This is a genomic window from Pseudomonas sp. B15(2017) (genome assembly GCF_002113215.1).
Lineage (GTDB): Bacteria > Pseudomonadota > Gammaproteobacteria > Pseudomonadales > Pseudomonadaceae > Aquipseudomonas.
Map to the genome: position 1 here is coordinate 170,144 of NZ_NEJZ01000012.1, position 23,200 is coordinate 193,343.

A 23,200-nucleotide genomic window follows, 5' to 3' on the forward strand; every position below is an offset into this window, starting at 1 on the left:
CTCACTGTGGCAGCGCCGGTTCACGGCGCAATTTGTCACCGGCCGGGTTGACCGCTTCGCGCAGAAAACCGAAACCGGTGCGGCGGTCGAGACGGAACAGAGTGTTGGTGACGTAAACGTCGTCGCGTACCCCGACCACTTCCACCACTTCGCTGACGCAGCGGCGGCCGTCGGGCATGCGCGTCAGTTGAATGATCACGTCGAGTGCCGCGCAGATCATCTGGCGCAGGGTGCGTTCAGCAATGGTACGGCCGGTCAGGCCAACCAGGGTTTCCAGGCGCAGCAGCGCGTCCTGGGCATTGTTGGCGTGGACCGTGCTCATCGAACCGTCGTGGCCGGTGTTCATTGCAGTCAGCACGTCGACCACTTCGACCCCGCGAATCTCGCCGAGGATGATCCGGTCAGGACGCATCCGCAGGGCGTTGCGGATCAGGTCGCTGGCCTTCACTTCGCCGTGACCCTCGGCATTCGGCGGGCGGGTTTCCAGGCGCACCACGTGAGGATGGCCGAGTTGCAGTTCGGCGACATCTTCGATGGTCACCAGACGTTCATGGGGGTTGATCAGCTGGCTGAGGATGTTCAGCAGGGTGGTCTTGCCGGTGCCGGTGCCGCCGCTGATGAGGATGTTGCAGCGCTTGCCGACGGCCTCGGCGATGAAGTCGAAAATCGCCTGATCGATGGTCTGCATCGCCATCAGATCGGTGCTTTTGAGCATGTCCTTGCGGAATTTGCGGATCGACAGGCACGGGCCGTCGAGGGCGATCGGCGGGATGATCGCGTTGACCCGGCTGCCATCGGGCAGGCGCGCATCGACCATCGGCGACGACTCGTCGAGGCGCCGGCCGAGCGGGGCGAGGATGCGTTGCATCACCCGTTCGACGTGGTGCGCGTCGATGAAACGCAAGTCGCTCAAATGCAGCATGCCATCGCGTTCGATGAACACCCGGTGCGGGCCGTTGACCAGAATCTCGGTCACCGCGCTGTCGCGCAGCAGCACTTCCAGCGGGCCGAAGCCGGTCAGTTCATCGACGATTTCTTCAGCCAGACGCTCCATTTCATAGCGGGAAATCGCCAGGTGCAGGCGGGCGATGTACTCAGCGACCTTGTCGATGACGAACTGCGACAGCACTTGCCGCGAGCCTTCCAGCAGGTTTTTCCCCGATTCTTCGATGGCGTCGATGATGTAGCGATGCAGCACCAGCTTCAGGCCGTCGTGGTCGGTGTTGCCGGTGGCGTTGCGCTGTGGCCCGCCGAACAATTGCTCGCTGCTCATGAGCTGCCTCGCAAGCGATCGAACCAGGTGACTTTGGGTTTGGCCAGGCCTTCGGAGCGCTTGGCCAGCCGTTCGCCGAGGGTGCGCAGGCTCTGGCTGATGGCTTCGCGCGGTGCCAGTTCGAACAGGGTTACGCCCTGGTTTTTGGCGTTGAGGCGCAGTTCCGGGCTGTACGCGAGCACCGCAATGACTTCCAGGCCGAAGGTCCGGCCGAGGGTGTCGGAGTCCGGCGCGACATTGCGCAGGTAGCGATCCACCAGCAGCCGGCCGTGGTCGAGCTTCATGCCTTTTTCGCGCCACAGATTGAGTATTGCGAGGTTGCGCCGGCAGTCGAGGACGTTCTGGTCGGTGTACCACAGCAGCTTGTCGCAATGGCTGACGAAGGTGCGCAGCGCTTCGCTGTCGGGCTGGCCAGTGAGGTTTACCACGATGTGCTGGAAGTGCTGGCGCAGGGCGCTGAGCAACATGTACAGCTCGGCAGCGCTGGTGCGTTCCAGCGGTTCGTCGCCGGGGGCGTAGGCGAGGATGCGCAACCCGGCCTCGGCGCTGGTGAAGGCGCTGTCGATCAGGGTCGCGTCGAGGCGGCGCAAGTGGCGCAAGGCGTCGCCGAAATGAAAAGAACTCTCCAGCCCCAGCAGGGCGAGGCTGTCGCCGCGCGGCAGGCCGAGGTCGAGCAGCAAGGTCTGCTGACCGCTCTTCTGCACCACCAGCGCCATGTGATTGGCCAGCAGCGCACCGTCAGCGTTGCTCTGGACTCCGTACAGTACGGTCAAACCGCCGAGTTGGGCGTTCGGCGTTACCGCCGGCAGGCGTTTGCTCAGCCGTCGCACCAGACCGGCGACTTCGCTGGAACGCGACCCATAGGCCACGAAATCCCTTGCGCCGGCACGCATAGCATTGAGCACCAACTGATTGTCCATGCCGTCGCCGAGAGCGACGATCGCCAGCATCGGTTTGGCTTCGAGCACGCCTTCGATCAACGCACTCTGGGCCACCAGATGTTCACGGTCGAGGCCGACGAACACCAGGCTGGCGAAGGTCACGTCGACCAGCGCCAGCAGTTCGTCGAGACTGCCGCCTCCGGCGCTGACCACCTGGCCCAAGGGCGCCAGCGCGCCTTGCAGCCACTCGAGATCAGTGGTGTTGCGGGTGATGGCGAGGAACGTCTGGCTCAGGCTCTGGCTCATTGCGATAACCCGCTGCGTTTATCGAAGTTGCCGTTTTCCAGGAAGTACAGGCGATACCAGTTCGGATCGTAGTTGCGCAGTTTCTCGCCGGGCAACGACGGCAATGGCGCGTTGACGGCCAGCGGTTGCACCAGGTGCGGGGTGACGATCATCAGCAGTTCGCGTTCCTCGCGGTTGATTGACGAGTTGCGGAAAAACGCGCCAAGCACCGGGATGTCGCCCAGCCCCGGAAACTTGTTCACCTCCGAGGCATTGCGGGTGCTGATCAAGCCGCTGATGACGAAGCTTTCGCCGTCGGCCAGGGAGATGCTGGTGTCGGTACGTCGAATGGTGAACGCCGGTACTTTGGTACCGCCGATGGTCACGCCGTTGTTGTAGTCCAGCTCGCTGACTTCCGGGGCGACCTTGATGGCGATCCGGTCGTTGCTGACCACGGTCGGGGTCAGGGTCAGGCGGATGCCGAACTCCTTGTACTCGATGGAATAGCTGTTGCTGTTGGCGCTGGGTACCGGGATCGGAACCTCGCCACCGGCCAGGAAACTTGCACTCTGACCGCTCAGCGCAACCAGACTCGGCCGCGCCAGAGTGTAGGCAAAACCGCTGCCTTCCAGTGCGTTGACGATGCCGAGGAACTTGCTGCTGCCACCGCCCCAGACGATGTTGAACATGTCGTTGGCCAACGGGATGCTTGGCGAGGCAATACGAGGATCAATGTTCAGCAGCGGCACCACACCCGGCGTGACCCCGGTGTTCGGCACGGTGCCCGGCGCACCGAACAGAAAGTTGTTGGAGCCCTTGCCGTAGATCGACGTACCGGCCTCCTTGAGTTTGGTGCGGCTGACTTCGACGAAACGGATGTCGGTCTGCACCTGCGAGGGCAGGTTCGGTTCGCTGCTGGACGGCAGCGCCGCCGCGCTCATCGCCGCGCTGGCCTTGCCCTGCACGAACACCATGCTCTGACGCGGTGTGCTGGCGCAGGCCGTCCAGATCATCAACGTGGTGGCGCCGGGGCCGACGCCGGTGAGCAGCACGCCCTGATCGCCGGTCACGCGCACGTCGGCGATCTTCGGATCGCCCACTGCCACCCGGGTGATCGCCACCGGTGATTGCACGGCCTGTTGCAGGCCTTCGCCGATTTCCAGCACGGCCGGCAGCGGCGCGAGCGCGGCGCAATTGCCGGTGGCGGCGGCCGCGCTGCCGATCGAAGCCACGCTCAGCAAGATAAACCGCAGCCAGTGGAACAGGGGCGTAAAGCGTTTGCGCATGAATGTGCGTCCTTGCTCGATTCAGGGGTTGGGTTCGGCGGATTCGGTGCCGCGAATCACTTCCACGGCCGGCTTTCTAGGGGCCGTCTGACTGGCGATCGCCAGGGGTTTGGGTGGTGGCGTCAATGACAGTTGGCTGAACTCGATCAATTCGCGCCGAGGGCTGTCGAGGCCGGCGGCAACGTTGTTGTCGCCGGCCCAATAGCGGGCCAGTTGCTGCTCGTCGGCACTGCGCACGGCCAGCCGCAAGACGCCGGCGCTGGAGGCCAGCATCAGGCGGTTGAGCAACGGTTCAGGCACCGCGAGCACCACGCTGCGGGCGGCGGCGCGCAGTTGTTCCTGTTTGAGTTTTTCTTCTTCGCTGTGAGCTGGACTCGCGGGCTGGCCGCTGTTGGTCAGGCCCATCTGATTACCCACGCCCAGCACCCGCACGGCAGGCACCACCAGTTGGGCGGTCGGCTGCGGGTTGTTTTCATCCTTGCGCAAGAACAGCAGCACATCGACGTAATCCCCCGGCGCCAGTTGGCCGCCGGCATTGATCACTTCATCCACGGCCACTGCGAGTGCACGTTCGCCGGGACGGATCATCCGCGCCAGCGGGCTGCCGGCCTCAAAGCTTTCCTGGGTCAGCCAGGTTCCGGCGGACAGGGCACGCCATGGCGTGCGGCCGACCACCTGATCGACGCTGGCCAGGCTGCCGGCGGGGGCGGTGCGCAGTTTTTCCACGGCGACATCGGCGGCGGTGATGGTTACGAACGGAGCGATGTCGCGCACTAGCACCACCACCGGTTGGCGAGTCGGATCTTCCACCGGTACCGGGGTGGCGGCGGGGGTATCAGGGGCGGCAACCACGGGTTCGGAGGCCGGGGTCTGACGACTCAATGTGAGCCCCCAGTAACCGGCGATGATGGCACCTAGCAGCAAGATGCTGGCCAAGCCCAGGGTGACGCGACTGTTCATGACGGCTCTCCCTTTCCCGCTGCGCTATGTCTCTTGCAACAACCCGTGACTTTCGACGAGATAAATTCGCAAACAGGCAGCTATGAACCAGTAACTATTTCGCTATTTGACGGTAGCGCAGCCAAAACAAAACGCCATTACGCGGGCCGAAATATCTACCGAAAGTAGGGGTCTAAAGCGCCAAAAATGGTTTTTTGCCGTTATTCGGGCCGTTACTACTTTGGTGTTAATTCGTTCTTACAGTTGTAGGTCCGGGCATTGCCGACAATGCTGATGCTGGCACGGGGGAATCATGTTGCGAACGCCGCAACACCCCATGCCTTCAAGGAGAATCAGTCATGTCCTTTGCAAAAAAAGCGGTGCAGACAATCAAATCCCAGGTCGCCTTCTACAAAGGCTTGGCCAGGGACACCGAAGGGGCATCCGGTATCGAATATGCGATCATCGCCGGGATGGTGGCGGTGGCGCTGGCGGCATTCGTGACTCCCATTTCCGGTGCTATTACCACGATGTTCAACACCATTCAGGCTGCACTCTGAGAGAAGGTTGAAGATCCGTGGACGGCAACTTGCGAATGCGCCCAAGGGGTTCTAACGTCAGCGCTCAGTCCATCGCAAGGTAATGCCTTATGTCTTCCTCCCCGACTCCCCGCCAACAATTGCTTCTGGTCGATGACGAGGAGGACGCGTTGTTGGAGCTGGCGGAGTTGCTGGAGGGAGAGGGCTTTGTCTGTCATACCGCGACGTCGGTGAAGCTGGCCCTGCATCATCTGACCCGGCATCCGGACATTGCGCTGGTGATTACCGATCTGCGCATGCCGGAGGAAAGTGGCATGTCGTTGATCAAGCGGCTACGGGAACATACTTCGCGTCAGCATTTGCCGGTGATTGTGACTTCCGGGCATGCGGACATGGAGGATGTGAGTGACATGTTGCGGTTGCAGGTGCTGGATTTGTTTCGCAAGCCGATTTATCACGTTCGGTTGCTTGAGACTTTGGATAATCTGTTTCCCAAACCTCGGGTGAATGTTTCCTGATTTTTTTGGTGGAGCGCCGCTGCACCTCCTCTCGATGTGTTTGGCTTCGCCAAACGGTCGCTGCGCTCCCACCCCCGGATGAATCCCTCTACTCAGCCTGCCGACGTCTCCCGAAGATCCAAAGCGTTACTCGAGCTAACGCTCATTATTTGATTTGAGGTGGTGGGAGTGCGTGTTTTTATTTGGCGTCAGTGGTTTGACTTTTGGGTGGTGTCGAAATGATGGCTCGTGTAAATTCCGCGCGCCCGGTCAGTTGCTGACGGGTCGGTAGGGAGGCCTGTTTCGAGTGTAGAGCCCTGCTGGAACAATTTTGTGTTTTGGAAGGGACTCTGGTTTGAACATTTCCTGCGTGCGCCGCTCGTTGCTGGCGCTGTCTGTTGCTGCCGCCTCTTTGCAGGCGTCTTCTGTCTTTGCTGCCAATCTGAATTACGACCTGAGTGGCGGGCCGTTGAGCAGTAATCTGCAAACCTGGAATCTGGTCGATTTGAGTGGCAACGGGACATTTGCGCCAGTTACGCCGTCGACGGTGACTTATGGCGTTCAGTTCATGGGGCTGACAGCGGATCAGTTGCGCAACAACGGCACGATCAGGATTGATGGAGCCAGTTCGGGCGTGGGCCTTATGCTCGGTTCCTCAGGTGTGACGCCCAGCAAGATTGCCTATAGCCTGATCAACAAGGGCTCGATCACAGTCAACGGTCTGGCCGGTTCGGGCAGTTCCAGCGGTATTGCCGATATCGGCAGCACGCTGGGCGGTTCGTTGATCAACGAAGGCCTTATTGAGGTCAGCGGGGCGCGGGCTGCCGGCGTGTCGCTGGTGCATACCACGCTGAACGGGGTATCCAACGATGGCACGATCAGTGTCAGTGGGACCGACGCGTTGGGGTTGTTTCTGGATGGTACGACGCTCAAGGGAGTACTGAACAACAACGGCACGATTCGCGTAACCGGGGCAAATGCCGAGGCTTTGACGCTGGAGGGTGTGAAATACAGTGCCTCGGCAGGAGCGGGTACTTTCGCGCTGTTCAACCAGGGTACGATTTCCGGTGAATCCATCGGCGTGCATGTCAGCGATCAGCCGGCCGGTGGCCTGCCGTTTGTGATCTATCAGCAGCAAGGTCTGATCGAGGGTGGTCAGGCGGCGATTCAGGTGGATGACGGAGTCAGCTACTTTCATTTCTATGGCGGCGAGGTCAAAGGTGATCTGCTCGGGTTGTCCGGCGTGATCATCGACGGTGACGCAATCTTCGACGGTTCGACCATCAAGTCCGGTTACGTGACCATCGAGGACGGGACGCTGACGCTGGTGAAACCGCACACCACGATCATCGGTGACTTCGACATGGAAGAGTCCGATTCGGTGCTGGAAATGTACCTGGGCAATGACACCAATCCGGCGTTGCCGGTGTTGAAAGTCACGGGCACTGCCGATATCGCGCCGGGTGCGACGTTGCGGCTGCTGGCGCGCTCCAGTGATTTCCGGGTTACGCCGGGTGGTACGAAATACACCCTGATCAGCTCGGGCAGTCTCGTCGGTGGCAATAACCTCAACGTGACGTCTTCGTCTGCGTTGCTGGATGTGAAGAGCTTCGGGGTCGTGGGCAACGACATTACGTCGGTGGTGACCAACAAATCCGATGAGGTGTTGGCGCAGAACACCCTTGTGGCGGGCGGCAGTCGCAATGCGGCAACGGCGGTGGGCCGTGTGTCGAGTCTGTTGTCGCGGCTCGATGAGCAGGATCCGGTGTTCCAGGCGTTCGCTAACGCCAGCACCGATGCACAACTGGCCAGGTTGTCCGAAACACTCAGTCCGGATGTTAGCCGTGGCGTGATTCACGCGGCCATCAACAGTCAGACGTTGGTGTCGGATGTCATCAATGAGCGCTCCAGTCGCGTCCGTACCGGAGGCGTTGGCGCGGGCAAAGGTGTCTGGCTGCAAGCCTTGAGCAGCGATGCCAGCCAGGATGAGCGTCACGGTGTCAGTGGTTATGACGCCGACAGTCACGGTATCGCGGTAGGTGCCGATGGTCAGTTTAATGCCGATACCGCAATCGGGCTGGCGTACAGCTACCTCGACACCAATGTGAAGTCTGATCGCGGCAGCAAGACTCAGGTCACCGTCCATGCGCTGACCTTTTACGGCAACTGGACCCATGAAAACTGGTTCGTCGATTCGTCGCTGATGTATGGCTGGAACGACAACGAGTCCCGCCGTTACATCGCCGGCACTCGGGCCAAGGGGGATTACGACAGCAACGTGTTCGGCGTCAGCGCGCTGGCTGGTTACACCGCGCACCTGATGACGGATGTGGTGCTTGAGCCGCAGGTCGGGGCGCGTTACGCCAACGTAGGCATGGACAGCTATCGCGAGAAGGGCAGTTCGGCCTCGTTGAATGTCGGCAGCCAACGCTACGAGGTCGGCGAAGTAGGTGTGGGGGCACGTCTGGCCGCCGCGTTCGATGTGGGCACCGGGAGCCTGGAACCTGAAGCGAAGTTGATGGCCTGGCATGACGCCATTGGCGATAAGACCGGTACCACGTCGTCGTTTGTGCTGGGGGGCGATTCGTTCACCAGCCGTGGTACCACACCCGTTCGCGACAGCTATGAGCTGCGCCTGGGTGCCAACTACCGGTTCGGCGCGTGGAGTGTTGGCGGGTCGTACAACTACGTGACCGCCAGCGGTTTTGACGCTGACGGGTTCACGGCAAAAGTCCGCTACGCCTTCTGATTCATCGGCCGGTCGAGCTACAACTGATAGCTGAAACTGATGCTGTAGCGCGGCCGGCGATTGAAGGTGTCCAGCGCTTCATCCGACATCGCCTTGGCCGCTTCCAGGGCAATGTTGTAGTACTTCGCATCGCCGAATCGCAGGCCGACCGCCGCCGATGACAGGTTGTTGGCCTGCACCGGCAATTCGTTGAACCAGCTGCGCGAGCGGTCGAGCACGAAGTACGGTTGCAGGATGCGCACCCAGTTGCCGTCGCGGTTGAAGCTGTAGTTGATCTCGTAAGCCACGCCCCAGCCCTTGTCGCCCGACGCCTGATCGTCGGGATAACCGCGGCCGAAATTCTGCCCGCCGAACACCGCACGTTCGCTGTCGGGCAGGGTGTCGCGGCTCCAGTACAACGCAGCCGACAGCACCCCTTGCCAATTGTCGAAGAACTTGTCGCTCTGCACCCCCGACAGACGCACCCGAAAGAAGTCGAGGTCGATGGCGTTGTTGTTGGTGTGTGCTCCCATGCTGTCGAAGCCCTGGTACACGCCACCACTGAGAATGCGCAGTTGTCGGGCATCGACCTTGCGCCAGTCGCTTTCGAAGGCGAGGGCGCGGATGTCGGTGCGTTCTTCGACGCTCAGGGGGTAGCCGATCACCTTGTAGCGGGTCTTGTCGTTGACGGCGTACAAGCGCGATCCGGCAGTCAGCAGTTCATCCGAAGCGGCAATCAGCGGCAGGGTGAAACCGAGCGAATAACGGTCGTTTTCACGGTGCGGCTTGAGCTCCAGTCCATTGCTCAACTGCACATTGGTGCCGGGATCGGCCCGGTAGCGCGAGGCCGAAAGGTTCAATTGCGCACCTTCGTCATTGATGAACTGGTTGTAGTCCAGCCGGTAGTAATGCTCGTGATCATCTCCCGGCGGAAACAACCCGCTGAGGCTCAGCTGTTCGCCCATCGACGTTTGTGAATTGCTGCTGACGCCGAGCAATGCCTGGGTGCCGTTGCGGTTGTCTTCGGTGGTGCTCAGGGTGCTGGTGAACGGTTTGCGGCTGGCCTGGGCCACCAGCGTCGTTGCACCGTCGGTGGTGCCGGGTGGTGGCACCTGGGCCTGGATCGTCACGCCGGGAATGCGGGTCATCAGCGTGGTGTAGCGCTCGAACGTCTTGCGCGTCAGCGGGCGTTCGGCCTGGAGCTTGGCGGCCAGTCGCTCGAGCAGGGCTTTGACCCGTCCGACGTCGCCCGCGATCTGCACGTCGCGGACGTAGCCTTCCACCAGCACCACGCGCGCCACACCGTCATCGAAAGTCTGCTGTGGCAGGAACGCGTAGGACAGCAGATAACCGTCCTGTTGATAACGACGGGTGATGTTGCGAGTGGCCTCGATCAGGTCGGCGAGACTGCTCTGGCGGCCGATCAGGGGTTTGTAGATTTCGGCCAGTTCGTTCAGCGGATAAAGCGTGCCGCCTTCGATCTGCACGGTCCTGAGGTTGATCCTGGTACTCATCAGCAACGGCTGGGCGGCCGTGGCGCCGGGCTCCGGCACTTGCAGCGGCGCGGCGTTCGGCCGGTAGGCGTCGGCGGGCAGGTTCGGCACCGGCAGATTGCGTATGGTTTCGTTGCTGTTGAGAAAGCTGGGCAGGGTATCGGCGAGGGCTGTGGAACTGAGACTGACAAACAGCAGGGATGCCATAACGCGCATAGGACACTCCATGTTCAACCCCCAGCACCGGGCGGGTTTCTCCTAAGAAAAAAGCGGAAGACTCGTGGGAATCTTCCGCCCTCAACCAAGCGTAGGCGCTGTAGGTTCGGCCGTCGAATCGGCCAGGTGCAAATCAGCGTTTGTTGCCGCCCAGGGCACCGGTCAGGCCGCCGAGGACGCCACCCAGTCCGCCGCCGGTTCCGGTGGTGGTGCCGCCGTTGACCAGCCCGCCCACCGCAGTGACGGTGTTGCCCACTGTGGTGACGGTGTTGCCGACCGCCGCCACTACCGGGTTGCTGTTGGTGCCGGCAATCGTGTTGCCGAGGTTGCCGACGGCACCGCCGACCTGGCCGGTGAGGCCGGCGACCGGGGTACCCAGCCCGGTGGCGGCGCCGACATTCTGGGTCAGGCTGGTGACCGCCGTGGTGACCGGAGCAAGTCCGGCACCCACGTTGTTGCCCAGAGTGGCCAGGGGAGTGGTCGGGCTGGTGATCGGCGTGCCCGAACCGCCGAGCACGGTGTTGAGCGAGGCCACGGTATTACCCGCCGCCGCCAGTACACCACCCGGTGCGGCGAGGCTGCCGTTGCCGCTGCTCAACCCGGCGCCGACATTCACGACCGCGCCACCAACGGTTTGCAGCAAGCCATTGTTGCCCAGACCGCCACCGACGCCGGTTCCCGAACCGGTTCCGTTGTCCACCAGTCCGCCGGCCTTGCCTACAGCGGTGCCGACGTTGCTCAAGGCCCCGCCGACCGTGTTGGTCAGTGCATTGCCGTTGCCGGCGCCAGTGACTTTGTCGCCCACGCCATCGACCGTGGTGCCGACTTTCTGCAGCAGGCCGTTCACGGGAGCACCCAGCCCCGTGGCACTGCCGAGTTTGTCCGTGGTGCTTTCGACCATGGCGATCACCGGCACCAGTTTGCTGCCGACCTCTTTGGTCACCGAGCCGAGTGGGCCGGTGGTGGTGGCGGTGCTGAGGGTGTCGCCGAGCATGGTGACTTTTTCGCCGACGCCATTGAGCACCGGCGCCACACGGGTGACGACGCCGCCGACCACCGGAACGCTGCCCGTGGCCGTCGCCAGTTTGCCGCTCAGGTCGGACACGCCGTTGCCCACATCCTGCACCACGCCGCCGACTGCCGAAGCGGTGACGCCCAGGCCGTTGTCGGTGGTCGCCAGTTTGCCGATGCCGTTGGCTACGCCGTCACCCAGCGTGGTCACTACGTTGCCGGCAGTCCGGGCCGCGCTTTGCACCACGCCGCCAACCACCGGCACGCCGCTCAGGGAATCACCGACCTGACCGACACCATCACCCACTCCGCTGACGGTATTGCCGACGTCCTGCACCAGCGTGGTGGTGACCAAAGGCGTCGGTGTACTCGGATTGGTGGGGTTGGTCGGGTCCGTCGGGTCGGTTGGATTGGTCGGATTGGTAGGATCGGTCGGCGTCGTCGTGCCGCCAGTTCCGCCGGTACCGCCAGTGCCCGCCGTGCCTCCAGAGCCTGCGGTACCGCCCGTGCCGCCGGTGCCCGCCGTCGAACTGTCGGGGGACGAACTGCCGGAGCTGCTGTGATGACCGCCGCCGCCACTGCTGCAACCGGCCAGACCGAGGGAGAGAATGAGGGCGAGTGCTGTTGCCGATTTGCACCAAGACGCTTGAACTTTCATCTGAGTTTTCATGAGCGTTATTCCTTGCACCTGTCACAACGTTCGTTGTCTTCGACGGCTTGCCGGTTCTGTTGCCGGCAATGCCTTCGTCCGTTGTGCTCATATCAGTCGCAAGGCTGGATCGACGCCATTCTCCAGTTGGTATTAACGCCTTTATGCAGGCGGCCGCGAATGCCGCCTAACGACTAATACCGAGGATATAGGCGCGCAAAAAAAAGCCTTGAAAATCAAGGCTGGAAATTCGGCGACGTCGCGTGTGCGGCGCGGGAAAACTTAAGTGATATATACACAATTAATCAGGTTTTCCCGCCCTCGATGTCAGGCAACCGGCTGCCAATTGCCCACCATGTGCTCCAGATCCGTGGCGCCGATCAGACGCAACTCACCGCTGGAACCGGCAGCGCTGGCGAACAGGCTCACCTCGCTCGGCAGGCGCACCGGTTTGCGAAAGTGCACGGTGACTTCAAGGTTGGCCTTGGGCAGATGATCCGCCAGCGCTGCCAGGGTGCGGGCCTTGTTCCACAAACCGTGAGCGATGGCTGTCGGGAACCCGAACAGTTTGGCGCTGGCGGCACTCAGGTGAATCGGGTTGTAGTCGCCGGATACTTTCGCATACTGCCGGCCGATGTCCGCCGGCGCCTTCCACTGCGCCACTTGAGCGAGGGGCAGTGCCGGCTCCCAGCTTTTCTCCACCGGTTCGCCTTCCAGCTTCACGCCGCGACAGAGCATCCGGCTTTCGGCTTCCCACAACGGGCCGAGTTGATCGTCCAGGGTGGTCAGCAGATCGAAGGTCGCGCCTTTGGGATGCGGTTGCAGGTTATGCCCCCGGACACTGACTTGCGCGCGACTGATCCCGCCCATTGGCCGCAATACGCGGATGCGGTTGCTCAGATGAATCAGCCCCAGCAAAGGGAACGGAAACTCTTTGGCCGTCAGCAGTTGCATCTGCAAGGCGAACGCCAGGATATGCGGATAGGTCGGCGGCAGCAGGCCGTCATCGGCGAACCCGCAGACTTTGCGATAGTCTGCCAGACGTTTGCCATCCACCTCGACGGCGCAACGCAAACCTTTGTCAGGCAGGGTGGTGCCGGTGATTTTGCGTCGGGTCGCCGCCCGGGCGTACAGCCCCGGCAGGCTCGGTTCGTGGTGCAGCGTTTGCCATTCGATGGTCATGTTCAGGCCCCCAGAACGCTTTGGCCGCAGACCCGCAACGCTTGCCCGGTGAACGCGCCGGTGCCCGGTTGTGCCAGCCACGCCACGGCTTCGGCGACGTCTTGCGGCAGGCCGCCCTGGCCCAGCGAACTCATGCGCCGCCCGGCTTCGCGCAAGCCGAACGGAATGTGCGCGGTCATCTGGGTCTCGATGAAACCCGGCGCCACGGCATTGATGCTGATGCCGCGTTCCAGCAGGGTCGGCGCCCAGGCCTGAGCCAGCCCGATCAACCCGGCCTTGCTCGCCGCGTAATTGGTCTGCCCGCGATTGCCGGCAATGCCGCTGATCGACGCCAGCAGAATCACCCGCGCGTTGTCGTGCAGGGTGCCGCTGTCGAGCAGGGCCTTGGTCAGCACTTGCGGCGCGTTGAGATTGACGGCCAGCACTGCGTCCCAGAACTCGGGTGTCATGTTGGCCAGGGTCTTGTCGCGGGTGATGCCGGCGTTGTGCACCAGAATGTCGAGGCCGTCCGGCAGCTGTTTGGTCAGTTGCGCGGCGGCGTCTTCGGCGCAGATGTCGAGGGTGATGGCGCGCCCGCCGAGGCGGGCGGCCAGGGCTTCGAGATCGGTTTTTGCGGGCGGCACGTCGAGCAGGATCACCTCGGCACCGTCACGGGCCAGGGTTTCGGCGATGGAGGCACCGATGCCGCGCGCTGCCCCGGTGACCAGCGCCTTGCGCCCGGCCAATGGGCGCGTCCAGTCGGTGACTTGAGTGGCGCAGGCCGTCAGCCGGATCACTTGTCCGGAGACGAACGCGCTTTTCGGCGAGAGGAAAAAACGCAGCGGCCCTTCGAGCTGATCCTCGGCACCTTCGCCGACGTAGATCAGTTGCAAGGTGCCGCCGCTGCGCAGTTCCTTGGCCAGCGAGCGCGAGAAGCCTTCAAGTGCTCGCTGCGCGCTGGCGGCAAACGGTTCACGCAGGGTTTCCGGGGCGCGGCCGAGGATCACCAGGTGCGCGCTGCTGTCGAGGTTCTTCATCAGCGGCTGGAAGAACTCGCGCAGTTGCTTGAGCTGGTCGGTGTGCTGCAAATCGCTGGCGTCGAACACCACGGCCTTGAGTTTCGGGCCATGGCCGGGAATCCATTGGGTGGCGGCCGCAGGCTGGTCGCCGTAGCGGTAGATCGCGTCGGTCAGGCGGTTGGCAAATACACTGACCCGCTCGGCCAGTGGCCCGCCGCCGATCAGCAGTGCACCGTCCACCGGCCGCAGGCGCCCGGCCTGCCAGCGTTCCAGCCGCACCGGCGACGGCAGGCCCAGGGCCCCGACCAGACGGTGGCCGATGGACGAGTTGGCGAAGTCGATATAGCGGTCAGACATGGAACGCTCTCCAGAAGATGGGGTTCAAAGTGTGGACTGCGAAGGGCAATCAATCGTTCGATCCACGCAATAAGGCCTACGCTAGAACAGCAGAGTAGTTTGCCCTCGGCGCTTTTGTGGCCCGACGGGATTTTCAGTGCCCGATTTTCAGACTGGATATTTCACAAGGAGCATTTCATGAGTCAGCTGCGCCGCGTCGCGATCATTGGTGGCAACCGCATTCCGTTCGCCCGCTCCAACGGGCCCTATGCCACCGCGAGCAATCAGGTGATGCTCACCGCCGCCCTCGAAGGCCTGATCGAACGCTACAACCTGCACGGCCAGCGCATCGGCGAAGTGGTCGCAGGCGCGGTGCTGAAATTGTCACGGGATATGAATCTGACCCGCGAATGCGTGCTCGGCTCGCGCCTGTCACCGGCCACCCCGGCCTATGACATCCAGCAGGCCTGCGGCACCGGTCTGGAAGCCGCGCTGCTGGTGGCGAACAAGATCGCCCTCGGCCAGATCGACTGCGGCATTGCCGGCGGCGTCGACACCACGTCGGACGCGCCGATCAGCGTCAGCGAAGGCCTGCGCAAAATCCTTCTGCAAGCCAACCGCGCCAAGACCACCGGCGACAAGCTCAAGACCTTTCTGCAACTGCGTCCGAAACACCTGATCCCCGAATTCCCGCGCAACGGCGAACCGCGCACCGGCCTGTCGATGGGCGAGCACTGCGAGTTGATGGCGCAGACCTGGAACATCCCCCGCGAAGAACAGGATCAACTGGCCTTCGAAAGCCACCACAAACTGGCGGCGTCCTACAGCGAAGGCTGGCATAACGACCTGATGACCCCGTTCCTCGGCCTGACCCGCGACAACAACCTGCGTCCGGACCTGACCCTGGAAAAACTTGCGACCCTGAAACCGGCGTTCGAGAAAAGCGCCAAGGGCACCCTGACCGCCGGCAACTCCACGCCGCTGACCGATGGCGCCTCGGTGGTGTTGCTGGGCAGCGAAGAATGGGCGAAGGAGCGCGGCTTGCCGATCCTTGCGTATCTGCGCGACGGCGAGGCGGCGGCGGTGGATTTCGTCAACGGTGCCGAAGGACTTTTGATGGCGCCGGTGTACGCGGTGCCGCGGCTGTTGGCGCGCAACGGCCTGACCTTGCAGGACTTCGACTACTACGAAATCCACGAAGCATTTGCCGCACAAGTCTTGTGCACGTTGAAGGCCTGGGAAGATCCGGAGTACTGCAAGACGCGGCTGGGGCTGGACGCTCCGCTGGGATCGATTGATCGCAGCCGCTTGAACGTCAAGGGCAGCTCCCTGGCGGCGGGGCATCCGTTTGCCGCGACAGGCGGGCGGATCGTGGCGAACCTGGCGAAGTTGCTGGATGCGGCGGGGCAGGGGCGGGGGTTGATTTCGATTTGTGCGGCCGGGGGGCAAGGTGTGACGGCGATCATCGAACGCTGACAAAACAACAATCCCCTCTCCTGAAGAGAGGGGATTGCAAAGGTTACTCAGGTACGGAACCTGCGCACCAACCCATCCAGCTCATTCGACAACCCCGCCAGACTCTGCGAATCCAGCCGCGCCGAATTCGCCAGCTCCGCCACCAACTGCGCATCACCATGAATCTGGCTGATGTGCCGATTGATGTCCTCCGCCACCTGATGCTGCTCTTCCGCCGCAGTCGCGATCTGAGTGTTCATGTCACGAATCACATCCACCGACTCACGAATCTGCCCAAAGCTCTCCCGCGCCTCACCAATCCGTGCCACCGATTGCTGCGACACATCAAGACTGGCGCGCATCTGCTGGGTCACCGCGCTGGTGCGCTTCGCCAGATTGCCCAGCAGCCCGTCGATCTCAGCCGTCGAATCCGCCGTGCGTTTGGCCAATGCGCGAACCTCATCGGCGACCACCGCAAATCCGCGCCCCTGCTCACCGGCCCGCGCTGCTTCGATAGCCGCGTTGAGCGCCAGCAGGTTGGTCTGTTCGGCGATGGAGCGGATGGTGCCGAGGATCGACTGGATGTCGTTGCTGTCGCGTTCCAGTTGCTGCATCGACTGCGCCGATTGCTCCAGTTCCTGGCTCAGTTGGTCGACGCTGTGCACCGCCGCATCGATCTGCTGCTGACCTTCGCGGGCCTGGCGCTGGCCGCTGTCGGCCGACTCGGCTGCCTGGCTGCACGAGCGGGCGACTTCGTTGGCGGTGGCGACCATTTCATGGAACGCGGTCGAGACCATGTCCACCGCTTCGCGCTGGCGTCCGGCGGCTTCGGCCATATCGCCGGAGACCCGGGTCGAGCTCTGCGAAGTGGCGAGGATTTTTCCGGCCGCGCCGCCGATGTGCTGGATCAGGCTGCGGATTGCGGTGAGGAACTGGTTGAACCAGTTGGCCAGTTGCGCGGTTTCGTCGCTGCCACGGATGTCGAGGCTCTTGGTCAGGTCGCCTTCGCCCTGGGCGATACCTTCCAGACCGCTGGCCACGCTGCGGATCGGCCGCACGATAAGGCTGGCGAAACTGGCGCCGACGACCGCGAAAAATGCTGCCAGCACCGCCGCGATGATCGCGATCAGCCAGGTCAGTTGAGTGGCGGAACTCATCACTTCGTTCTGTTTGATCAGGCCGATGAAGGTCCAGCCCAATTGCTCCGACGGCCAGACGTTGGCCATGTAGCGTTCGCCGTTGAGCTCGACCTCCACCAGGCCTTTGCCGGCCTTGGCCAGTTGCGCGTAACCGTTGCCGAGGCTGTCGAGCTTCTTGAAGTTATGCTCCGGTTGCTTCGGATCGACCAGCACCGTGCCGGTGTTTTCCATCAGCATCAGGTAACCGCTTTCACCGAGCTTGATCTGTTTGACGATCTCGGTCAGTTGCTTGAGCGACACGTCAATGTTGACCACGCCACCCTGGGCGCCCAACTGGTTGGCCACTGCGCGCACGGTGCTGACCAGTACCGCGTCATCGCCGGCCCAGTAATAGGCTTCGGTGCGCAGGGTCTTGCCCGGGTTGGCCATGGCGGTCTTGTACCACGGGCGGGTACGCGGGTCGTAGTTGGCCATTTTCGGGTCGCCCGGCCAGAACGCGTAGCCGCCGCTGCTCAGTCCATAGGAAACGTAGGAGTAGGCCGGGTGGGATTTCGCCAGCCCTTCGAACAGGGCAAACAGCTGCTTGTCGATCTCGCCATCCGAGGTATCGGAGGCATTGGCGCTCATGCGACTGCGCACACTGCCGTCGGCGTTCTTGACCAAAGGCTGCGCCGCCAGGTAATCGACGTTCTGGCTGATGCCGTCGAAAAACAGCTGCATGGCGTTGCTGACCTGACGGATCTCGCGCCCGCTGCTGTCGACAAAATCGTCCCGGGCATCGCTGCGCAGGTTCAGTACCACCAGGGTGGCGACCAGCACCACGGGCAAGCAGGCGATGATTGCAAACGCCCAGGTCAACTTCTGTTTGATGTTCATCCGCGCTCCAGATTTTCTTGTAGGCCCACGCAGTGCAGATGACTCGCGGTTATTGGCAGCCGAAAAACGTATTTCTCACCCGTTTCCTTGAGTGCGACATCGAAGATTTTTTTTGAAACGATTGTCGGACAAATTCCTCTGCCTCAAAGGAATTCGGCCGCGCGCGAGGGAAATTGAGGCTGCAAAAGAAAATTAATGTGAGCGGTGTTCGGCGGGATGTCAGATTCTGTCGCAAATGCCCTCAAGGCCTGTCGCCAACAACTCCGACAGCCTCGGCTATGATTCGCAGCGGTCGATAAAGAGGCGGATCGGCCCGGTTTATCCGGCACAGTGTGTGCATCCACAGGTTCACAGGTCGGCAACCCCTCCCCGTGATGCGAGTATTGCCGTATAACGAGTGACATTCGCGTGTTTGGTAATGAAAGGACCCACAATAAAAGCTGATGAAGACTCCAAAACGCATTGAACCCCTGATCGAGGACGGTCTGGTCGACGAAGTGCTGCGTCCACTCATGAGTGGCAAAGAAGCAGCTGTTTATGTGGTGCGCTGCGGCAATCAGTTACGTTGCGCAAAGGTCTACAAGGAGGCGAACAAACGCAGTTTCCGCCAGGCGGCCGAGTATCAGGAAGGCCGCAAGGTGCGCAACAGCCGACAGGCCAGGGCGATGGCCAAGGGTTCCAAATTCGGGCGCAAGGAAGCCGAGGACGCCTGGCAGAATGCCGAAGTCGCGGCGCTGTTCCGCCTGGCCAACGCCGGGGTGCGAGTGCCCAAGCCGTACGACTTCCTCGAAGGCGTGCTGCTGATGGAGCTGGTGGCCGACGAATACGGCGACGCCGCACCGCGTCTGAATGATGTGGTGCTGGAGCCGGATCAGGCTCGCGAATATCACGCGTTCCTGATTTCGCAGATCGTGCTGATGTTGTGTACCGGTCTGGTGCACGGTGACCTCTCGGAGTTCAACGTGCTGCTGACCCCGACCGGGCCGGTCATCATCGACCTGCCGCAAGCGGTGGACGCCGCCGGCAACAACCACGCGTTCAGCATGCTCGAACGTGACGTCGGCAACATGGCGGCGTACTTCGGCCGCTTCGCTCCGGAGTTGAAGAAGACCCGATACGCCAAGGAAATGTGGGCGTTGTACGAAGCCGGTACGTTGCACCCGGCCAGCGTGCTGACCGGCGAGTTCGACGATCCCGAGGACCTGGCCGATGTCGGCGGGGTGCTGCGCGAGATCGAAGCGGCGCGTCTGGATGAGGAGCGCAAGCGAGCCATCCGCGCGGCGGACGACGAGCCCAAGGGCAAGTCCGACGAACCGCCTCCGCCACCGTGGATGCAGTGAGCATCTGAAATGGGAAACCCGGCTTCGGCCGGGTTTTACACATTCAAGGATTGATTGTGAGCACCACTTCGCGCAATGCCCGGCTGATCATCACCGCGCGGCTGATTTCCGATTTCGGCGCGTTCCTCAACATGGTCGCGCTGGCCACGTATGTCTACCTGCTGAGCAACAGCGCGGTGAGCGTGGGGATCTTTCTCGCCAGTCGGGTGGGCGGGGGAATTTTCGCCAGCCTGATCGGCACCGCGTTTTATCGTCGATGCAGCGGTCGCCGGCCGTTGATTGCCTTCGATCTGCTGCGCGCCGCTGTGCTCGGTTTATTGCTGATCGTGCCGGTCAGTCAACAGGCGTTGTTGCTGCCGCTGATTGCGTTCGGTCTGGGTTTTGGCAATTCGATGTTCGCCATCGGCCTCAACAGCCAGCTTGCGCGATTGATCGAGCCTGCGCAGTTGCTCAAGACCAATGCCTGGATCACGTCCGCCTCCTCCATGGCGATGGTCGTCGGCAGTCTGGTGTCCGGGTTGCTGGTTGCAGGGTTTGGCTTTGAAACGGTGTTTGCGCTGAACGCGCTGACCTATCTGTTGGCGGCGCTGTTGATTGCGCCATTGCGGTTCAGCGCACCGGAGCCGGTGGCCGAATCCAGCGCCAGACAGGGTGAGTGGTCGGCGTTGTTGCAAGGCCTGCGCAGTGCCCCGGTGGTGGCCGCGATGCTGGCGGTGACCATGGCCGACACCCTTGGCAGCGCTGCGCACAACGTCGGTTTTCCGATCATTTCCAGACTGCTGACACCGGACGCGGCGAGCACCACGCTGGGCCTGATGCTCGCGGTGTGGGCCGCCGGCAAACTGCTCGGTGCGCGGATTGCCAGTCGCCTGAACGGCTCGGAAAACATCCATCTGGAGCGTCGCTATTTCGGCGGCGTGTTGTTGATGTCCTGCGGCTTCATCCTGATGTTCCAGCAGCACAGCGTCATCGGTCTGTTGCTGTTTTCGCTGCCGGCCGGATTGGGTGACGGGTTCTCGGAAGTCTGCCTGATGTCACGGCTGCAACGGGAGCCGGAGCCTTTGCGCCTGCCGATCTTCAGTTTCCTGACACTGTTGCAGATGACCGGGTTCGGCGTCGGCATGCTGATCGCCGCACCGTTCTATGAGTGGTGGGCGCCGGGGGCCGTGGTGTTGCTGTTCCACGGCATTCCCCTCGCCACGGTGCTGTCGATGAAAGCCCTGATGCTCAGGCGCGAGCGGGTTGCGCGCAGCAGCCCGACGCGAGTTCCTTGAGGATCGGGCAGTCCGGGCGGTGGTCGCCGTGGCAGTGTTCGACCAGATCCTGCAGGGTGTCGCGCAGTTCGCCGAGTTCGCGGATCTTTTGATTCAGCTCGTCGATGTGCTGGCGGGCCAGAGCCTTCACATCGGCGCTGGCGCGCTGGCGGTCCTGCCAGAGCATCAGCAACTTGCCGACTTCCTCCAGCGAAAATCCCAGGTCCCGCGAGCGCTTGATGAACGCCAGCGTGTGCAGGTCATCGTCGCCGTAGATGCGATAGCCACTGTCGGTGCGATGGGCAGCCTTGAGCAGACCGATCGACTCGTAATACCGGATCATTTTCGCGCTCAGGCCACTGTGGCGGGCCGCTTGGCCGATGTTCATCGGTTGTCCTCCAGATCCTCGGGTTTCCAGGTTTTCAACAGTAGCGCATTGCTCACCACGCTGACGCTCGACAGGGCCATCGCCGCACCGGCCAGCACCGGATTGAGAAAGCCGAACGCCGCCAGCGGAATGCCGATCAGGTTGTAGACAAAGGCCCAGAACAGGTTCTGGCGGATCTTCGCGTAAGTCTTGCGGCTGATTTCCAGCGCCGCCGGCACCAGTCGCGGATCGCCGCGCATCAGGGTGATGCCGGCGGCGTGCATGGCCACGTCGGTGCCGCCGCCCATGGCGATGCCGATATCGGCAGCGGCCAGCGCGGGGGCGTCGTTGATGCCGTCGCCGACCATGGCCACGACCCCGTTTTTTTTCAGCTCGGCGACGGTGGCGGCTTTTTCCGCCGGCAGCACTTCGGCGTGGACGTTTTCGATGCCCAGCGCTTCGGCAACGACGCGAGCGCTGCCACGGTTGTCGCCGGTCAGCAGGTGACTGTGGATGTGCTGGGCCGCCAGTTGTTGCACCGCGTGCAGCGCGCCGGGCTTGAGGGTGTCGCCGAAGGCGAACAGACCGAGCACGCGGGGCTCGGGGCTTTGCTCGATCAGCCAGGACAGTGTGCGGCCTTCGGTTTCCCAGGCCTTCGCGGACTCGCTCAGGTTTCCGGCGTTCAGACCGCTTTCCTCCAGCAAGCGACGGTTGCCCAGCGCCAGGCGTCGGCCGTCGAGGCTGCCGGCGATGCCGCGCCCGGTCAGGGACTGGCTGTCGCTCACGTCCGGTACGTTCAGGCTGCGTTCGGCGCAGGCATCCAGCACCGCTTTGGCCAGCGGATGTTCGCTGCCGCGTTGCAGTGCGCCGGCCGCTGTCAGCAGGGCGTTTTCGTTACCGTCGATTGCACTGAAATGCGCAATGCGCGGCGTGCCGGAGGTCAGAGTTCCAGTCTTGTCGAACACCACGGCGCTGACTTCATGGGCGCGCTCCAGAGCTTCGGCGTCCTTGATCAAAATCCCGTGCCGCGCGGCCACGCCAGTGCCGGCCATGATGGCGGTCGGTGTCGCCAGGCCGAGGGCGCAGGGACAGGCGATAACCAGTACCGCGACGGCGTTGATCAGCGCGGTTTCCAGTGGTGCGCCATACAACCACCAGCCGATCAGCGTGGCCAGGGCCAGCAACAGAACCGTCGGCACAAACACCTGGCTGACTTTATCCACCAGTTTCTGGATCGGTGCTTTCGCGGCCTGGGCGTCCTCCACCAGACGGATGATCCGCGCCAGTACGCTTTCCGCGCCGAGCGCCGTGGTGCTCACCAGCAGGCGGCCTTCGCCGTTGATCGCACCGCCGGTAACCTTGTCGCCCGGTTGCTTGGGCACCGGCAGGCTTTCGCCGCTGATCAGCGCTTCGTCGGCGTGGCTCTGGCCTTCCAGCACTTCGCCGTCCACCGGGAAACGTTTGCCGGGTTTGACCAATACCCGATCGCCAAGGCGTAGAGCGCTGATGGCAACGTCCTGTTCGCGGCCATCGATGATTTGAATCGCCCGTTCTGGCCGCAACGCTTCCAGTGCGCGGATGGCGCTGGCGGTCTGGCGTTTGGCGCGGCTTTCCAGGTATTTGCCGAGCAGTACCAGCGCGATGACCACTGCCGAGGCCTCGAAATACAGATGCGGCATGCGCCCGGCAGCGTTTGCCCATTCATAGAGACTCAGGCCATAACCGGCGCTGGTGCCCAGCGCTACCAGCAAGTCCATGTTGCCGGCTCCGGCGCGCACGGCTTTCCAAGCGGCCACATAGAACCGCGCACCGAAGATGAACTGCACCGGGGTCGCGAGGGCGAACTGCGCCCAGGCCGGCAGCATCCAGTGAATGCCGAACGGTTGCAGCAGCATCGGCAGCACCAGCGGCAAGGCGAGGGCGATGGCGCAGATCAGCGCCCGGCGCTCATGATTCAGGCGTTGCTGGCGATTATCAGATTGAGGGTGTTCAAGTTCGAAGAGGCTGGCCGAATAACCGGCCTTGGTCACGGCGGCGATCAGGGTTTGCGGGTCGACCGCGCCGAACAATTCAAGATGAGCGCGCTCATTGGCGAGGTTGACGCTGACGCTTTTCACCCCCGCAACCTTGTTCAGGGCGCGTTCGACACGACCCACGCAGGACGCGCAGGTCATGCCGTCGATGTTCAATTCCACGGTGTGCTGCGGCACGCTGTAACCGGCGCGTTCGACTGCCTCGACCAGCGCCGGCAGACTGTCGCCGGGGGCCTGCACCCTGGCCTGCTCGGTGGCGAGGTTGACGCTGACGGCACTGGCGCCGCTGACTTTGCTCAGCGCCCGCTCGACACGGCCGGCGCAACTGGCGCAGGTCATGCCGCTGATGGGCAGATCAAACGTGATGGAATCGGACATCGGTCGTACTCCCTGTAGTGGATGCCTACAGGATCAACCTTGCCAT

At 62.6% G+C, this 23,200-nt stretch carries 17 protein-coding genes and 1 pseudogene; 6 read left to right on the forward strand and 12 right to left on the reverse strand.

The features are described 5' to 3' along the window. Nucleotide 1 precedes the first annotated feature (1 nt). Genes CAF73_RS18740 through cpaB form a run of 4 tightly spaced genes read right to left on the reverse strand, consistent with a single transcriptional unit; the run spans nt 2 to nt 4,685 of the window. The gene (locus CAF73_RS18740) at nt 2-1,273 is read right to left on the reverse strand and encodes a CpaF family protein (RefSeq protein ID WP_085703472.1); all 1,272 of its coding nucleotides are present in this window, start codon (nt 1,271-1,273) and stop codon (nt 2-4) included. Further along, nucleotides 1,270-2,460 carry a pilus assembly protein gene (locus CAF73_RS18745; RefSeq protein WP_085703473.1) on the reverse strand — a complete coding sequence of 397 codons (1,191 nt, stop codon included), beginning with the start codon at nt 2,458-2,460 and terminating at the stop codon, nt 1,270-1,272. Before CAF73_RS18745 ends, CAF73_RS18740 begins: the two co-directional genes overlap by 4 nt. Further along, a complete protein-coding gene (locus CAF73_RS18750) occupies nt 2,457-3,725 on the reverse strand; it encodes a type II and III secretion system protein family protein (RefSeq protein WP_085703474.1) in 1,269 nt (422 codons plus the stop codon). The genes CAF73_RS18745 and CAF73_RS18750 overlap by 4 nt, the downstream gene beginning before the upstream one ends. Nucleotides 3,726-3,746: 21 nt before the next feature. Beyond that, nucleotides 3,747-4,685, reverse strand: a complete 939-nt coding sequence (gene cpaB / locus CAF73_RS18755; RefSeq protein ID WP_085703475.1) for a Flp pilus assembly protein CpaB — start codon at nt 4,683-4,685, stop codon at nt 3,747-3,749. A 338-nt stretch (nt 4,686-5,023) separates the two neighbouring features. Between cpaB and CAF73_RS18760 the strand changes: the two genes are divergently transcribed. From CAF73_RS18760 to CAF73_RS18770, 3 genes are all read left to right on the forward strand, one after another. Continuing rightward, entirely contained in the window at nt 5,024-5,224 is a 201-nt protein-coding gene (locus tag CAF73_RS18760) for a Flp family type IVb pilin (protein WP_085703476.1), read from the forward strand. 89 nt (nt 5,225-5,313) lie between these two features. Continuing rightward, a complete protein-coding gene (locus tag CAF73_RS18765) occupies nt 5,314-5,721 on the forward strand; it encodes a response regulator (protein ID WP_085703477.1) in 408 nt (135 codons plus the stop codon). 334 nt (nt 5,722-6,055) lie between these two features. Next, on the forward strand, nt 6,056-8,449 hold the full coding sequence (locus CAF73_RS18770; protein WP_085703478.1) for an autotransporter outer membrane beta-barrel domain-containing protein: 2,394 nt from the start codon (nt 6,056-6,058) through the stop codon (nt 8,447-8,449). Between the two features lie 17 nt (nt 8,450-8,466). Here the strand turns inward: CAF73_RS18770 and CAF73_RS18775 are convergent, their stop codons facing one another. The 4 genes from CAF73_RS18775 to CAF73_RS18790 form a co-directional block, all read right to left on the reverse strand. Then, a complete protein-coding gene (locus tag CAF73_RS18775) occupies nt 8,467-10,137 on the reverse strand; it encodes a ShlB/FhaC/HecB family hemolysin secretion/activation protein (RefSeq protein WP_085700957.1) in 1,671 nt (556 codons plus the stop codon). Between the two features lie 133 nt (nt 10,138-10,270). Then, a complete protein-coding gene (locus tag CAF73_RS18780; RefSeq protein WP_170929798.1) occupies nt 10,271-11,818 on the reverse strand; it encodes a collagen-like triple helix repeat-containing protein in 1,548 nt (515 codons plus the stop codon). A gap of 306 nt (nt 11,819-12,124) precedes the next feature. Then, the gene (locus tag CAF73_RS18785) at nt 12,125-12,979 is read right to left on the reverse strand and encodes a MaoC/PaaZ C-terminal domain-containing protein (protein WP_085703479.1); all 855 of its coding nucleotides are present in this window, start codon (nt 12,977-12,979) and stop codon (nt 12,125-12,127) included. Between the two features lie 2 nt (nt 12,980-12,981). Continuing rightward, nucleotides 12,982-14,334, reverse strand: coding sequence for a 3-oxoacyl-ACP reductase (locus CAF73_RS18790; protein WP_085703480.1), 1,353 nt, complete (start codon nt 14,332-14,334; stop codon nt 12,982-12,984). Between the two features lie 177 nt (nt 14,335-14,511). Here CAF73_RS18790 and CAF73_RS18795 point away from each other — a divergent pair, with 177 nt between their 5' ends. Then, nucleotides 14,512-15,789 carry an acetyl-CoA C-acetyltransferase gene (locus CAF73_RS18795; RefSeq protein ID WP_064379268.1) on the forward strand — a complete coding sequence of 426 codons (1,278 nt, stop codon included), beginning with the start codon at nt 14,512-14,514 and terminating at the stop codon, nt 15,787-15,789. A gap of 47 nt (nt 15,790-15,836) precedes the next feature. On the opposite strand, the gene CAF73_RS30810 is transcribed toward CAF73_RS18795, so the two are convergent. Further along, the gene (locus CAF73_RS30810) at nt 15,837-16,604 is read right to left on the reverse strand and encodes a methyl-accepting chemotaxis protein (protein ID WP_371850984.1); all 768 of its coding nucleotides are present in this window, start codon (nt 16,602-16,604) and stop codon (nt 15,837-15,839) included. 90 nt (nt 16,605-16,694) lie between these two features. Beyond that, a pseudogene (locus tag CAF73_RS30815) lies at nt 16,695-17,783 on the reverse strand (cache domain-containing protein); the annotation flags it as partial. Between the two features lie 443 nt (nt 17,784-18,226). On the opposite strand from CAF73_RS30815, the gene CAF73_RS18805 reads away from it, so the two are divergent. Continuing rightward, nucleotides 18,227-19,123: a PA4780 family RIO1-like protein kinase gene (locus tag CAF73_RS18805; protein WP_085700952.1), complete on the forward strand. Its 897-nt coding sequence runs from the start codon at nt 18,227-18,229 to the stop codon at nt 19,121-19,123. Between the two features lie 56 nt (nt 19,124-19,179). Further along, nucleotides 19,180-20,397: an MFS transporter gene (locus CAF73_RS18810; protein WP_085703482.1), complete on the forward strand. Its 1,218-nt coding sequence runs from the start codon at nt 19,180-19,182 to the stop codon at nt 20,395-20,397. On the opposite strand, the gene cueR is transcribed toward CAF73_RS18810, so the two are convergent. Together cueR and CAF73_RS18820 are read right to left on the reverse strand one after the other, a co-directional pair. Beyond that, a complete protein-coding gene (gene cueR / locus CAF73_RS18815; protein ID WP_085700950.1) occupies nt 20,351-20,764 on the reverse strand; it encodes a Cu(I)-responsive transcriptional regulator in 414 nt (137 codons plus the stop codon). The genes CAF73_RS18810 and cueR overlap by 47 nt on opposite strands. After that, nucleotides 20,761-23,154, reverse strand: a complete 2,394-nt coding sequence (locus CAF73_RS18820; protein WP_085703483.1) for a heavy metal translocating P-type ATPase — start codon at nt 23,152-23,154, stop codon at nt 20,761-20,763. The genes cueR and CAF73_RS18820 overlap by 4 nt, the downstream gene beginning before the upstream one ends. Between the last annotated feature and the right edge of the window lie 46 nt (nt 23,155-23,200).

Coding starts and splice junctions, on each gene's coding strand:
- CAF73_RS18740 (WP_085703472.1), bottom strand. CDS start 1,273: ATGAGCAGCGAGCAATTGTTCGGCGGGCCACAGCGCAACGCCACCGGC.
- CAF73_RS18745 (WP_085703473.1), bottom strand. CDS start 2,460: ATGAGCCAGAGCCTGAGCCAGACGTTCCTCGCCATCACCCGCAACACC.
- CAF73_RS18750 (WP_085703474.1), bottom strand. CDS start 3,725: ATGCGCAAACGCTTTACGCCCCTGTTCCACTGGCTGCGGTTTATCTTG.
- cpaB (WP_085703475.1), bottom strand. CDS start 4,685: ATGAACAGTCGCGTCACCCTGGGCTTGGCCAGCATCTTGCTGCTAGGT.
- CAF73_RS18760 (WP_085703476.1), top strand. CDS start 5,024: ATGTCCTTTGCAAAAAAAGCGGTGCAGACAATCAAATCCCAGGTCGCC.
- CAF73_RS18765 (WP_085703477.1), top strand. CDS start 5,314: ATGTCTTCCTCCCCGACTCCCCGCCAACAATTGCTTCTGGTCGATGAC.
- CAF73_RS18775 (WP_085700957.1), bottom strand. CDS start 10,137: ATGCGCGTTATGGCATCCCTGCTGTTTGTCAGTCTCAGTTCCACAGCC.
- CAF73_RS18780 (WP_170929798.1), bottom strand. CDS start 11,818: ATGAAAACTCAGATGAAAGTTCAAGCGTCTTGGTGCAAATCGGCAACA.
- CAF73_RS18785 (WP_085703479.1), bottom strand. CDS start 12,979: ATGACCATCGAATGGCAAACGCTGCACCACGAACCGAGCCTGCCGGGG.
- CAF73_RS18790 (WP_085703480.1), bottom strand. CDS start 14,334: ATGTCTGACCGCTATATCGACTTCGCCAACTCGTCCATCGGCCACCGT.
- CAF73_RS18795 (WP_064379268.1), top strand. CDS start 14,512: ATGAGTCAGCTGCGCCGCGTCGCGATCATTGGTGGCAACCGCATTCCG.
- CAF73_RS30810 (WP_371850984.1), bottom strand. CDS start 16,604: ATGGCCGAAGCCGCCGGACGCCAGCGCGAAGCGGTGGACATGGTCTCG.
- CAF73_RS18805 (WP_085700952.1), top strand. CDS start 18,227: ATGAAGACTCCAAAACGCATTGAACCCCTGATCGAGGACGGTCTGGTC.
- cueR (WP_085700950.1), bottom strand. CDS start 20,764: ATGAACATCGGCCAAGCGGCCCGCCACAGTGGCCTGAGCGCGAAAATG.
- CAF73_RS18820 (WP_085703483.1), bottom strand. CDS start 23,154: ATGTCCGATTCCATCACGTTTGATCTGCCCATCAGCGGCATGACCTGC.